The organism is Acidobacteriota bacterium (assembly GCA_026393675.1).
Classification (GTDB): domain Bacteria; phylum Acidobacteriota; class Vicinamibacteria; order Vicinamibacterales; family JAKQTR01; genus JBAXOX01.
The window spans coordinates 25,204-38,318 of the sequence record JAPKZQ010000008.1; the positions used below are offsets into that span (position 1 = coordinate 25,204).

General features: G+C 62.3%; 10 protein-coding genes. 3 read left to right on the forward strand and 7 right to left on the reverse strand.

Annotation, left to right across the window (positions count from 1 at the left end; all coding sequences use genetic code 11):
- Nucleotides 1–2: 2 nt before the first annotated feature.
- From mnmG to rpmH, 7 genes are all read right to left on the reverse strand, one after another.
- The gene (mnmG, locus tag NT151_03415; protein ID MCX6537976.1) at nt 3–1,943 is read right to left on the reverse strand and encodes a tRNA uridine-5-carboxymethylaminomethyl(34) synthesis enzyme MnmG; all 1,941 of its coding nucleotides are present in this window, start codon (nt 1,941–1,943) and stop codon (nt 3–5) included.
- A gap of 155 nt (nt 1,944–2,098) precedes the next feature.
- Complete coding sequence (gene mnmE, locus NT151_03420; GenBank protein ID MCX6537977.1) at nt 2,099–3,610, reverse strand: tRNA uridine-5-carboxymethylaminomethyl(34) synthesis GTPase MnmE; 1,512 nt, start codon at nt 3,608–3,610, stop codon at nt 2,099–2,101.
- Nucleotides 3,611–3,785: 175 nt separating this feature from the next.
- Entirely contained in the window at nt 3,786–4,238 is a 453-nt protein-coding gene (locus NT151_03425; protein MCX6537978.1) for a hypothetical protein, read from the reverse strand.
- Between the two features lie 298 nt (nt 4,239–4,536).
- Entirely contained in the window at nt 4,537–6,318 is a 1,782-nt protein-coding gene (yidC, locus tag NT151_03430) for a membrane protein insertase YidC (GenBank protein MCX6537979.1), read from the reverse strand.
- A gap of 8 nt (nt 6,319–6,326) precedes the next feature.
- Nucleotides 6,327–6,593 carry a membrane protein insertion efficiency factor YidD gene (gene yidD, locus NT151_03435; protein MCX6537980.1) on the reverse strand — a complete coding sequence of 89 codons (267 nt, stop codon included), beginning with the start codon at nt 6,591–6,593 and terminating at the stop codon, nt 6,327–6,329.
- On the reverse strand, nt 6,583–6,975 hold the full coding sequence (gene rnpA / locus NT151_03440) for a ribonuclease P protein component (GenBank protein MCX6537981.1): 393 nt from the start codon (nt 6,973–6,975) through the stop codon (nt 6,583–6,585). Before rnpA ends, yidD begins: the two co-directional genes overlap by 11 nt.
- 19 nt (nt 6,976–6,994) lie before the next feature.
- A complete protein-coding gene (gene rpmH / locus NT151_03445) occupies nt 6,995–7,138 on the reverse strand; it encodes a 50S ribosomal protein L34 (protein ID MCX6537982.1) in 144 nt (47 codons plus the stop codon).
- A gap of 504 nt (nt 7,139–7,642) precedes the next feature.
- Here rpmH and dnaA point away from each other — a divergent pair.
- From dnaA to gyrB, 3 genes are all read left to right on the forward strand, one after another.
- Complete coding sequence (dnaA, locus tag NT151_03450; GenBank protein ID MCX6537983.1) at nt 7,643–9,007, forward strand: chromosomal replication initiator protein DnaA; 1,365 nt, start codon at nt 7,643–7,645, stop codon at nt 9,005–9,007.
- A 290-nt stretch (nt 9,008–9,297) separates the two neighbouring features.
- Nucleotides 9,298–10,410 (forward strand): DNA polymerase III subunit beta, encoded by a 1,113-nt coding sequence (gene dnaN, locus NT151_03455; protein MCX6537984.1) that lies wholly within the window; start codon nt 9,298–9,300, stop codon nt 10,408–10,410.
- Nucleotides 10,410–13,055 carry a DNA topoisomerase (ATP-hydrolyzing) subunit B gene (gyrB, locus tag NT151_03460; GenBank protein MCX6537985.1) on the forward strand — a complete coding sequence of 882 codons (2,646 nt, stop codon included), beginning with the start codon at nt 10,410–10,412 and terminating at the stop codon, nt 13,053–13,055. Before dnaN ends, gyrB begins: the two co-directional genes overlap by 1 nt.
- The last annotated feature ends 60 nt before the right edge of the window (nt 13,056–13,115 follow it).

A 13,115-nucleotide genomic window follows, 5' to 3' on the forward strand; every position in this document is an offset into this window, starting at 1 on the left:
GATCAATCGTGACGCCCGCTCGACGCGCGCGCTTCGTCAACCGATCCGAGAATTCTCGAGGCGTCATTGGGCAGCCGTTTCAGAAAAACCACCACAAGGGCGACCGCGGCGGGCGTGACACCGGGAATGCGCGCCGCCTGCCCAATCGTCAGCGGCTCAACTTCGGTGAGCCGGTGAACGACTTCTCGCGACAACCCCGGGATTCTCTCATAGAGGAACCCTGCGGGGATAGCACGACCTTCCTCTTCCCTGTTCTTTCCGACCTCCGCCGCCTCCCGCTTCAGGTATCCATCGTACTTCACCGTCGCTTCCGCCGTTGCCAGGTCGTGGTGTGCGCTGTCGGGATCGATGTCGAGGTCCACCGCGCCTTCCCGCCAAAGCGATTCCAGCGAAATCCCGTGTTGGCGCAGGCGCTGGTCGGCGGCCATCTGCCTGCCATTGTCGCACCGGACTGTTGCCGTTGAAATCGACGCCAGATTTCGATCGAGCCTGGTTCTGCGCCCCTCGAACCTGTTCCATCGGTCGTCAGAGACGAGACCAACCTCGCGGCCCCGCGGCGTCAGTCTGAGATCGGCATTATCGGCCCTGAGCAACAACCGGTGTTCGGCTCGCGAGGTGAACATCCGGTACGGTTCGAGGCAGCCCTTTGTCACCAGATCGTCAATCAGGATACCGATGTAAGCCTCATCACGGCCAAGCGTGAAGGCGGGTCGCCCCTTGACGGCAAGCGCCGCGTTGATGCCGGCCACTATGCCCTGCCCTGCGGCCTCCTCGTACCCTGAGGTTCCGTTGATTTGGCCCGCCAAGTACAGGCCGCCCACACGCTTTGTTTCGAGCGTGGATCGAAGCTCCGTCGGCAGGACGAAGTCGTACTCGACCGCGTAGGCCGGCCGAAGCATCTCGGCGTCTTCCAAGCCAGGCATAGCATTGACGATCCGCTGTTGGATGCCGCGAGGCAGGCTCATGGAGAACCCATTGACGTAGATTTCGTCAGCGTCCACGCCTTCAGGCTCGAGGATGATCTGGTGCCGCTCTCGATGCGGAAACTTGAGGACTTTGTCTTCCAGCGACGGGCAATAGCGCGGACCGACGCCTGAGATCTGGCCGTTGTAGAGCGGTGACTCCCCCACATGATCCCGGACAAGTTGGTGCACCGCGTCGTTCGTGAACAACTGGTGGCAGCGCACTTGACTCCGTTCGATGTGGCCTGTCATGAAGGAAAGTGGAACCGGGCTGGCGTCGCCGTGTTCCACGTGGAACACACCACGAGCGACTCCTTTTTCGAAATCGATGCTTCGCCGGTGAAGACGCGGGGGCGTGCCGGTCTTGAGTCGTCCCATCCGAAAGCCGAATCCGCGAATGGATTCAGCCAGCGCGGTGGCTGCGGGCTCGCCCGCCCGCCCGGCGGCCCTCTGCTCTTGGCCAATATGAATCAGCCCATTTAAGAACGTCCCGGTCGTGATGACCACGGCGCGGCAGGAGATGGATTCTTCTTGTTCTAGGTTAATACACCTAATCATTCCATTCTCAACGGAGATTTTCTCAACTACGCCAAACACCCACTTGATGTTCGGGTGCGCTTCGAGCGCCGTCCTCATCCACGCCGCGTACGCCGCCTTGTCGGCCTGCGCCCGCGGCGACCACACAGCCGCGCCCCGGCTCCGATTGAGCATCTTAAACTGTATGCCGGTCGCATCGATCGCCCGCCCCATCAGCCCGCCGAGCGCATCGACCTCTCGAACCAAATGGCCTTTCGCCGTGCCGCCAATCGCAGGATTGCACGGCATGTGGGCAACGGTGTCGCGCGACAGCGTACAGATCGCCACCGAACAACCCATCTGTGCGGCTGCCCACGCGGCCTCAACGCCCGCGTGCCCCGCACCAATCACAACGACATCAACGCTCGATCGCATTGTCAGATTCACCTGTCTCGCTGTGCGCATTCAATCGCGCATCCCGCTCGGTCCGCGTCATGCCGGCGAACGCCGGAATCCAGTCTGTGTGCTCCTCTGGATGCCGGCTGCCACCCCAACGCGGTTGCCGCGTCGGGGACCCCGGCTTCCGCCGGCATGACGAATCACACCTGTCAATCGCGCCTCTACTTCCCGATACAGAAGCGCTCGAAGATCGCGCGGAGAATGTCTTCGCTTGTTCGCTTCCCCACGACTTCGTCAAACGCGCGGCGCGCGGCCGCCAGATCCGCGAGCACCAATTCCTCGTTGAGACGCTCCCCCATCGCTTCAAGACCCAACAGTGCGCGGTCGATTGACTCGCGCGCGTCGCGCAGAAGCGCTTCGTGGCGGATGTTGGTGACGAGAGGCGCTTCAACGCGCGGTTCGGCGACTTCCAGCGCGCGCCCGATCGCGTCGCGCAGCGTGGAGAGACCGGCGCCCGTCTTCAAAGAGATCTCAACAGGAACGTCGACGAGTTCGACGGTGGTCCATGCGCGCGGCAAGTCGACCTTGTTCACAATCACCAACCGTGGCGCCTTCGCCGTACGCGCAAGAACCTCTTCGTCGTCTGCCTCCAGCGGCCGCGATGCATCCAATATCGCGAACACGAGGTCCGCCACGCTGTGGACTCGGCGGGCTCTCGCCACGCCCTCGCGCTCGATCTCGTCCTGAACGTCACGAATGCCCGCCGTGTCGACAAGGCTCAACCGCACGCCCTCGAAATCGACGGTCTCGCGCAGCAGGTCCCTCGTTGTCCCTGGAATGTCCGTCACGATCGCGCGTTCCGCACCGACGAGCCAATTGAAGAGGCTCGACTTCCCCACGTTTGGCTTGCCGACGATCGCAATCTGGCGGCCTTCCCGGATAATCCGCCCCAGACGTGCGCCGCCAAGCAACCGATCGATTCCGCCACCAACATCTCGCAGCGTCGCCGTCACTGTGGGCGGATCGACGAAGTGGTAACCCTCGTCTGGAAAATCAATCGACGCTTCGAGTTTCGCCACCAGATCAAACAACGGCGCGTCCAACGCCGCGATTGACCGCGTGAGCGTGCCCTCAAGTTGGTCGAACGCCACGCGCGCCTGCAACGGCGTCACGGCATCGACAAGATCGCCCACCGCCTCCGCCTGCACCAGGTCGATGCGGCCGCCCAGGTATGCGCGAAACGTAAACTCGCCGCGCTCAGCCAGCCGCGCACCCGCACCGATCGCGGCGCGCACAATCTCGCGCAGCACCGCTGGACTCCCGTGCGCACTGATTTCGACGACGTCTTCTGTCGTGTACGAGTGCGGCGCGGGAAAAAACGTCGCGACGACCTCGTCTATCCTCTGCGCGGGGCCGGAACCTGGCGCTCTTTCAGACGCGGCCGGCACGGCGGGGAAGTTGTGCGCCGCAATGAGATCCGGCGAGGCGCTAGCTTGCGCAACATCCTTGGTCGGTCGGAGCACGCCTCCACGCGGCGTTTCTGTTGCGGCGAGTGGCGCTGACCAGGGCCTGACAAACGTGTGTGTGGCATAACGCGGCTGGAGCGGATGCGGCGTCGCGAGAATGGCGCGGGAGACGTCTGCCGTGAGAGGTCCGCTGATGCGCACCACACCGATGCCCCCACGCCCGCTCGGCGTTGCGATGGCCACGATGGTGTCGGTGGGGGAGAACACGATGTCGAACGCGATCCTACACCGACAGACGTGCGAGGAAGATCCGAACCTCTCTGGATGCCGGCTTTCGCCGGCATGACGATTCACCAACAGGGGAGCCACGCGTGATTCGAGCGGGAACGGCCGCCTTCGCCTACGGCTACGTCGTGCCGAAGAGATCCGCCCCTACGGATTATTACCGACGGGCGGTGATGATCACGGTCTTCATGAAGGCGTCGCCGATCGATTCGGATGTCGCATTCGGCAATTCAGTGATCGCCATGTGGACGATGCGGCGTTCGTACGGGTTGAGGGGGCCCATTTCCTGCGACGCGCCGGTCGATACGGCCTTCTCCGCGAGAAACTTCGCCATCTTGTGCAACTCGGCGTCTTTGTCCTGCTGGAAGCCCAGGCAATCAACCGCCAGCCGTTGCCCCTCGGGAAGGTCGTCGCGGAAGATGCTCGACGCGATGTGCTGCAGCGCACTCAGGGCCTCGCCGCGCCGCCGCACAAGCAAATCGCCGCCTTCGCCATTCAGATTGACCCGCGGCCCGTCCGCCGTCTCTTCCATCGTCGCCGTCAGCGACAACCCCATGGCCGTCGTCACCGCCGTCACGAATTCCACAATGCGAGTATTCAGATCAGACATGGCTGCAACACCCATCACCTGACGAAAGCGTCCGTCATTCCGGCGAACGCCGAAATCCAGCCAGAGTGCCTCTCTGGATGCCAGCTGCCACCCCAACGCGGTTGCCGCGTCGGGGACCCCGGCTTCCGCCGGCATGACGATTCTCTGCTCGCGCGCGGCGTGCCGCGCCCCAACGGGAGATCGCCGGGTCTGAAGACCCGGCCTCCAGTGACGAAACACCCACCTCTGCCGCACGGCTTCGGCTGCGCGCGTCCCTACGGCAAATACCACCAGCGCTGGCGCAAGTCCGTGCGCGTCCCTACGAGACGCCGTTGGTCTTGCCTCCGCCGACCCTCTTAAGCTTCCGCTCCGCGGCCGGCCGCACCACGTGCACCACCTGCGGTCCGATAATCCGGTTGGTGATGACCTGCTGCAGAATCGCCAGCAGGTTACTGAAGAACCAGTAGATCACCAGGCCACTCGGCGCCCACAGGAACATGCCGGTGAACACAATCGGCATGAACATGAACATCTTCTGCTGCACCGGGTCCGCGGTCGATGGCGTCATCTTCTGCTGCACGACCATCGTGATGCCCATCAGCACCGGCGTCACGTAGAGCGGATCCTGCAGCGAGAGGTCTTTGATCCAGAACGCGAACGGCGCCCCGCGCAGCTCAATGGCCTGCGACAGCAAGTTGTAGAAGGCGAAGAGCACCGGCATCGTCAGGAGCATGGGCAGGCAGCCGCTTGCCGGGTTTACGCCGCGCTGCTTGTAGAGCTCCATCAGCTCAGTGTTCATCTTCTGCTTCTCGGGATCGGTCGCCTTCAGCTTGCCGTAGCGATCCTGAATGGCCTTGATCTCGGGCTGCAGCCCCTGCATCTTGCGCATCGACACCACGCTCTTGTGGCGCAGCGGGAAGATGACGAGGTTGATGAACAACGTGAGCGCGATGATCGACCACCCGTAGTTGTGCAGGTAGTCGTTGATCCCGTTGAGCATGCGCAGCAGCGGGACGGAAATGAACGCAAACCACCCGAAATCAACCGCGCGGACCAGTTCCTGATCAATGCCCTGCAGCAGATCGAACTGCTTCGGCCCGATGAAGAACCTGATGGTCGCATTCGAGCCCGCTGGCGGCTTCACGGTGTAGGAGACGTAGTCGCGTGTCGTCTTTCCATCAGCGTTCGGCACCGAAGTCGTGTCGTACACGAGGCGTGCGCCTGGAACCGCGAACAGTGCCGCCGACATGAAGTAGTGATCGTCAACGCCGCCCCAGCGCACGTCGCCTTCGTAGGTCGGTTGCGTCACAATCGCTTTCGCGTCGTGACGCTCGATGCTGCCCGCGCGGAACAGGATGCCTGCTGGCTTTTTGGAATACTGGCTTGTTGCGGCCGCCCCGACGTCACCAAGCCCGTAGCCCATCTTGAGCGCGAGGTTGGCGACCTCAACACCGGACGTAGTGCCGAGGCTTGCCTCGATGGTGTAGTTCTTCGGATTGATCGCAAACGTCTTGCGCGCGCGGAGGCCACTCGCTTCCCGGTATTCGAACGCGACGAGCGCGACGCCGGTCTTCGGGTCGGTGCTCGGTCCGTCACCTTCAACGCGAAACAGAGCGCTGTTCAGCCGATCGTCAACGCTGGCATTCCCGGTGTCGATGGAGAACGGCCGAACGTTGCGCGGGACATCTTGAGGTACGAGATCGAGGGGTTTGCCAGCCTTATCGGTGTAGCGCTTCAGGCTCCAGTTCTTCAGCGTGGCGCCTTGGTTCGTGAACGTCGCGCGAATCGTCTCGGTGTCGACGAGCACGTCTCGCGCGTCGGTGTCACCAATCAGCACGTCGACCTTCGCCCCGACAGGCGCCTGGACGCCGGCCGGACTGGCCACGGTCGATGGGGCAGTGGCTGTGGCCGCGCCGGCCGGTTGGGCCGTTGCGGTCTGGCTGCCAGCGGCCGCCGCGCTGATAGCGCCCGTGCCGGTTGCAGCCTGGGACTGTGCCGTGCGGGCCGGAGGTTTCGCGACCGGCTTCGGCATGAATAGCGACTGGTAGGCGTAAAGCACCAGGAACGACAGGACAACGGCAATGAGGACGCGTTTTTCCATGGATTCGATCAGGCCTCTCGTCGCGAATGGCTACCTGAACAACTTCGCCTGTGGGGCACGGGGTCGAGGCCGGAACCGCCAAAAGGATGACACTTTCCCAGCCTGGCGAGACCGAGACCGATTCCGACGATGGCGCCATGGCGCTCGACGGCCTCAGCCATGTAGTCGCTGCAGGAGGGAAGGAACCGACACGAACCTCTAAACAACGGTGAAATAAGCCGCTTGTACGACTTTATCAGGTAAAGAACAACGCGCGCGGTCAGGCTACGCTTCACGGATTCTATGCCGGCGCCGCATGATGATGGCGCAGTAATCGGCTTCAACGGTCCGGTAGTCAGCCACGAGCATCTCCCGCTTAGGGATCACGATGATGTCGAGCCCGACGTGGGGCTTGTGGCGCCTGAACGCCTCGCGAACGAAACGTTTGGCGCGGTTGCGCTGGATGGCGTTGCCCAGCTTCCGCGTGGCGGCGATGCCCAGTCGGGCCGTCGTACCGCCGTTGGCCAGCACGAAGATCGTCATCAGGCGACTCGAACTGCGGCTCCCGCGTTCGTAGCCGGCCAGAAACTCCGGGCGTCGGCGCACCCGCTCGCCCCGTGACAGACCGGTGTCGACGGGCGGTTCGGCGCGATGTCCACAGAATGGCTCGGACGTCACGGCTGACCCGTTTTCCGCACTATTCGGACGAAACCGTGAGCTTCTTGCGCCCCTTGGCGCGCCGGCGCTTCAGGACCTGCTGGCCGTCTTTGGTGGCCACCCGGACGAGAAAGCCGTGTGTGCGTTTACGATGACGAATATTGGGCTGAAACGTGCGCTTCATGCTGGCACCTTGTTTTCGCGAAAGATAGAACCATTTATACTATCGGGCCGCAGCCCTGGTCGTCAACCAATTGGAAGGCGGGGTTGGGTTTTTCTGGCTTCCAATCACCCCGAAAATTCGTCCCGCCCCGGCGCCGCCTGTGGTACATTCCAGAGCCTCGCTCTGGCCCTTCGACAAGCTCCCTTCGACTACGCTCGTGGAGCCCCCCGAGCAGGGTCGTGGGGCTCAGGGCCAGCCCTCAGCGAAGGCTCTGATTTTGGCCTGAGTCGAAGCCCGAAGGGCGGCCGATCCGGGCCTTTGTAAATAGGCCGGGCTGGGGACTTTTCAACAGATGTGGAAAAAGTTGTGGAAAACCCCAGAGGCGAAAGGTGGGCGCAGCCCGGGTTTTCCACATGTTTTTTGGGGTCCCTGGCGGTCGAAACCCGCTTCTGCAAGATTCCCCGGGGGCGAAAGCCCCGATAAGCCAGACCGGACGTCGCTTCCGGCTGGGTTCTGAGGCGTCTCATGGAAAGCCACAACGTCTGGGACGACATCCTCGCCCGCATCGAAACGAAGATCAACCGGCATAGTTTCTATACCTGGTTCAAGCCAACCACGTTCGTGTCCCTGGTCGGCGATGCGGTGACGATCAGAGTTCCAAACCCGCTGTTTCGCGACTGGCTGACCAAGCACTACTCAGGACTCATCAACGAAGCGCTAGGCGAGATCGACCGCCCGATGCTGGCGATCACGTTTGCGACGGACCCGCGTGCGGATGCGCCGTTGTCGGCCGAAGCCGCCCCGCCCATCGCTCCCGAAGAAGAGGAAGAGGCGTCGTCCTCTTACAGTGGTGTCGCCTACGAAGGCAGTCCGTCGGTAGGCCTCAATCCGCGGTACCTGTTTGACACGTTTGTGGTCGGACAGTCGAATCAATTTGCCGAAGCGGCCTGCCGCGCCGTCTCGGAGGCTCCGGGGCGATCGTATAACCCGCTCTATATCTACGGCGGGGTGGGCCTCGGGAAGACGCACCTCATGCATGCGATTGGGCACTATGTGCTCAAGCACAATCCGCTCTACAAACTGACGTACATCTCGACCGAGCGTTTCATGAACGAGATGATCAACGCGGTGAAGAACGATGGCGTGCTGAATTTCCGCGAGCGCTATCGGTCGGTCGACGTGCTGCTGGTTGACGACATCCAGTTCCTGTCCGGCCGTGAGGGCACGCAGAACGAGTTCTTCCACACGTTCAATGCGCTCTACGATTCACAGAAACAGATTGTGCTCAGCAGCGATTGTCCGCCCAACGAGATCACGTCGCTCGAGGAGCGCCTGCGCTCGCGTTTCGAGTGGGGGCTGATCGCCGACATCCAGCCGCCGGATCTCGAAACAAAAGTTGCCATTCTCAAGAAGAAAGCGGATGCCGAGAGCGTGCCGTTGCCCGACAACGTCGCCATGTACATCGCCGAAAAGATCAAATCTAACATCCGCGAACTCGAGGGATCGCTCATCCGGCTGCTGGCGTTTGCGTCGTTGTCGGGACGCGAGATCTCCATCAGCCTGGCGCAGGAAGTTCTGAAGAACGTCATCGGGCACGACGACCGCGCGATGACGATCGACATGATCCAGAAGGCTGTCGCGGATCACTACCAGCTCAAGGTGGTGGAGCTGCGTTCGCGCAATAACTCAAAATCGATCGCCCTGCCACGGCAGATCGCGATGTATCTCTGCAAGGCGTTGACGACCGCGTCGTTGCCGGAGATCGGCCGCGGCTTCGGCGGGAAACACCACTCGACGGTGATCCATTCGATTCGCAAGATCGAAACCCTCCGGAAGAAGGACCGGGATTTCAACAGCGTTATCAACAGGTTGATCGAGGCGATGCATTGATGATTGACGCCCACGCGGGCGTTTTCCACACCCCGTCGGCGCACGATGGTGTGGAGCATCTGTGGACGGGCGAAACCTTCAACAGGGTGCAGCCGAACCGATTCTTGATCTGCACGGAAAGTCAACAGGAATCGTGCCGCTCAAGTTCTTGTTTGACAATCACTTAACGCCTGTTTCTGTGCTTTTCAACACGCTTCTTTTTCAGTATAATTTCTTGTTCTCTGGATCTTCTCCTCTGGGTTACAGAAAGACCCGGCAGAATTGACTCGCTCCTCCAAGGACTGGACATCATGGAACTCGTTGTCCGGAAGACCGATCTCCTGAAAGAACTACAACTGTTCCAGGGCATCGTCGAGCGCAAGAACACCATTCCCATCCTGGCCAACGTGCTGTTGGAGGCCAAGGGTGACGAATTGCACCTGGCCGCCACAGATCTCGAGGTTGGACTCCGATCGAAATGCGCAGCCTCGGTCTCGAAGGCGGGATCGCTGACGCTTCCGGCCAAGAAGTTCTACGAGATCGTCAAGGAACTGCCCGAGACCGACATCCGCATCGAAGAAGACAAGACCGGCGCCGTCAAGGTGGCGGCCGATCGCTACGAATCAAAGATGCAGACGCTCCCGCGCGAAGATTTCCCGACGTTGCCGGAGATGGCCGCCGGCGAAAGTGCGTTGGTCGGCCGCGCGCAACTGCGCGAGATGGTCGCGAAGACGCAGTTTGCGATCACGGGAGAGGACACGCGGTACTTCCTGAACGGCGCGTTGTTCGTGCTGCGCGCGGACAGCATGCTCCTGGTAGCCACGGACGGTCATCGTCTCGCGCTTGTCAGCGCGCCGCGCAATGGGGACGCGACGAAGACCGAGGAGTCGCGCACCATTCTTCCGAAGAAAACCCTGCTCGAACTGGGACGGCTGCTGGCGGAAGGGGAGGGCGACATCTCGTTTGCCAAAAGCGAGAACCACATTTTCTTCGAAGTGGACGGCCGCTTGCTCGTATCGCGGATGATTGACGGCCAGTTTCCCGCCTACGAGCGCGTCATCCCGAAGAACAACGACAAGCGCATCGAGTTCGAGCGGGATCGCATCGCGTCGGCGATTCGCCGCGTCGCGTTATTGTCGAACGAGCGCTCACGCGCCGTCAAGTTCTCGCTGGAATCCGGCCGGGTGGAAGTCTCCTCTCACAGCCCGGAGTTGGGCGAAGCCCGCGAGCAACTCGCCGTCGAGTACGGCGGACCCGCGCTGCAGATTTCCTTCAACGCGCAATACGTGATCGACTTTCTCAACGCCGTGCAAACCGACGTCATCGCGATTGAGTTCCGCGACGAAGTCAGCCAGACCGTGATGCGCCCGGTCGGCACGACCGACTACGACTACACCTATGTCGTGATGCCCATGAGGATCTGATGGCGCACGACGAGACGGTTCAGCAACTGGGTTCCACTCCCGAGACGGTTCCGGCGGCAACGGGCATTCCAGCGGGCGGCGACGAGGCCACGCCGGCGGTGTCGCACGAAAACGGCCATGGCGGTCCGGGCGGCGCGGAAGCCGACGATTACTCCGCCGACAAAATCAAGGTTCTCGAAGGCCTCGAGGCGGTGCGCATGCGCCCCGCGATGTACATCGGGTCGACAGGCCCACTCGGCCTGCACCACCTGGTGTACGAGGTGGTCGACAACTCGATCGATGAGGCGCTCGCCGGGTTCTGCGACGAAGTCAACGTCACCATCCACGACGACAACTCGATCACGGTCATCGACAACGGCCGCGGCATCCCAGTCGACATGCACGAGAGCGGCAAGTCGGCTGCCGAGGTCGTGATGACGGTGCTGCACGCGGGCGGGAAATTCGACAACGACAGCTACAAGGTGTCGGGTGGACTGCACGGTGTCGGCGTGTCGGTGGTCAACGCGCTGTCGGAAGCGCTCGACCTCGAAATCTGGCGCAACGAGCAGGTCTACCAGCAGAGCTACGAGCGCGGGAAGCCCGAGAGCGACCTGGTGGCCACGGGCACGACCGACCGGCGCGGGACAAAGGTCCACTTCAAGCCCGATAGCGAGGTGTTTGAAACACTGGAGTTCAGCTTCGACACGCTGGCGCAGCGCCTGCGCGAGCTGGCCTTTCTTAATCCGGGGGTCCGCATTACGCTCGCCGACGAGCGCGAACACAAGCAGCACGATTTCAAGTACGACGGCGGCATTGTCTCGTTTGTCACGCACCTCAACACCAACAAGGTGGCGGTCAACGAGAAACCCATCTACATGCGCGGCGACAAGGACGGCATCATTGCCGAGATCGCCCTGCAGTGGAACGACGCGTACTCGGAAACGGTGTACTCCTTCGCCAACAACATCAACACGCACGAGGGCGGCACACACCTCTCGGGGTTCAGGGCGGCGCTCACGCGGACGATCAACTTCTACGCGGCCAAGAACAACCTGGCGAAGGACGCGGGCGAGGGCATCAGCGGCGACGACATCCGCGAAGGACTCACGGCTGTCATCAGCGTGAAGATTCCGCACCCGCAGTTTGAAGGCCAGACCAAGACCAAGCTCGGCAACACCGACGTCAAAGGTATCGTCGAGGCCATCGTCAACGATCTGCTCGGCGCGTACCTCGACGAAAACCCGGCGGTCGCGCGGCGGATCATCGTCAAGGCGGTGGATGCGGCCCGGGCGAGGGATGCGGCGCGCAAGGCGCGGGACCTCGTGCGCCGCAAGGGCGCGCTCGACAACAGCGCGCTGCCAGGAAAGCTGGCCGACTGCCAGGAGCGGGACCCGGCGCAGAGCGAGCTGTACCTGGTCGAGGGCGAGTCTGCCGGCGGCTCGGCCAAGCAGGGCCGCGATCGGCGATTCCAGGCGATCCTGCCGCTCAAGGGCAAGATCCTCAACGTCGAGAAAGCCCGTTTCGACAAGATGTTGGGCAGCGACGAAATCCGGACGCTCATCGCGGCGCTCGGCTGCGGCATCGGCGAAGAGGATTTCGACATCGAGAAACTGCGGTACCAGCGCATCATCATCATGACCGACGCGGACGTGGACGGCTCGCACATCCGCACGCTGCTGCTGACGTTCTTCTACCGGCAGTACCCCGAGATCATCAACCGCGGCTACATCTTCATCGCGCAGCCACCGCTCTACCGGGTCAAGCGGGGCAAGGCCGAGACCTACATCAAGGACGATCGCGAGCTCGACATCTTCCTCATCCGCCGCGCCGTGGAAAACCGGTCCGTCCGGTTTGGCGAAGATGGCCCTGGCGTCGCGGGCGCCGACCTCGAGAAACTCCTCCAGCGCCTGATCGCGTTTCGCACCCAGACGCAGGCGACCGAGCGCCGCGGCTTCACACGCGGCGTGTTGAAGGTCCTGCTGGATCGAGAGGTGAAGGACCGCGCGTTTTTTGCCGAGCGCGATCGCGTGGACGATCTCGCCGGACATCTGGCCTCGGACCAGCGCGCCGTCAACGTCCGGTTCGACCAGGAACACAACCGGCATCGCATCGAGATTGAAGACCGGACCGGACCCTACACGCGAAGCATGGTGGTTGGCGCGGAATTCGTTCTGTCGAGCGAGTTCCGGTCACTGAGCACGACGTATCGCGACATCAAGGATCTCAAGTGGCCGGCTACCGTCGTCGCGCTCAATGGAGAGCCCGAGCCGGACGCCGCGGAATCCGATGCCGCGGCAGCCGAAACGGCGAGCGGCCAGGAACATGGCGGCGTGGCGACGGAAGGCGCCGGGCCCGCACGGCCGCGCGGGGCGAAGACAAAGACGCCCGATGCGCAGGTGGCGAACTTCGACGAACTGGTCGAGTACTTCTTCGCGGCCGGCAAACGCGGTGTCGCCATCAACCGCTACAAGGGCCTTGGCGAGATGAACCCCGACCAGTTGTGGACGACGACGATGGATCCCGAGAAGCGGACGCTGCTGCAGGTGCGCGCCGAAGATCACACGGAGGCCGACCTGATGTTCACCACGCTCATGGGCGATCAGGTTGAGCCGCGCCGTAAGTTCATCGAAGACAACGCGTTGGATGTGAAGAACCTGGATATCTGACGCAGGGAATAAGCACGTAGCAAGAAGCGTAGGGGCGCGATTCGTCGCGCCCGGACAGAA

What these genes read in the sequence shown, in the direction of transcription:
- mnmG (MCX6537976.1), bottom strand. Translation starts at nt 1,943, where the DNA reads ATGCGCACAGCGAGACAGGTGAATCTGACAATGCGATCGAGCGTTGAT.
- NT151_03425 (MCX6537978.1), bottom strand. Translation starts at nt 4,238, where the DNA reads ATGTCTGATCTGAATACTCGCATTGTGGAATTCGTGACGGCGGTGACG.
- yidC (MCX6537979.1), bottom strand. Translation starts at nt 6,318, where the DNA reads ATGGAAAAACGCGTCCTCATTGCCGTTGTCCTGTCGTTCCTGGTGCTT.
- rpmH (MCX6537982.1), bottom strand. Translation starts at nt 7,138, where the DNA reads ATGAAGCGCACGTTTCAGCCCAATATTCGTCATCGTAAACGCACACAC.
- dnaA (MCX6537983.1), top strand. Translation starts at nt 7,643, where the DNA reads ATGGAAAGCCACAACGTCTGGGACGACATCCTCGCCCGCATCGAAACG.
- dnaN (MCX6537984.1), top strand. Translation starts at nt 9,298, where the DNA reads ATGGAACTCGTTGTCCGGAAGACCGATCTCCTGAAAGAACTACAACTG.
- gyrB (MCX6537985.1), top strand. Translation starts at nt 10,410, where the DNA reads ATGGCGCACGACGAGACGGTTCAGCAACTGGGTTCCACTCCCGAGACG.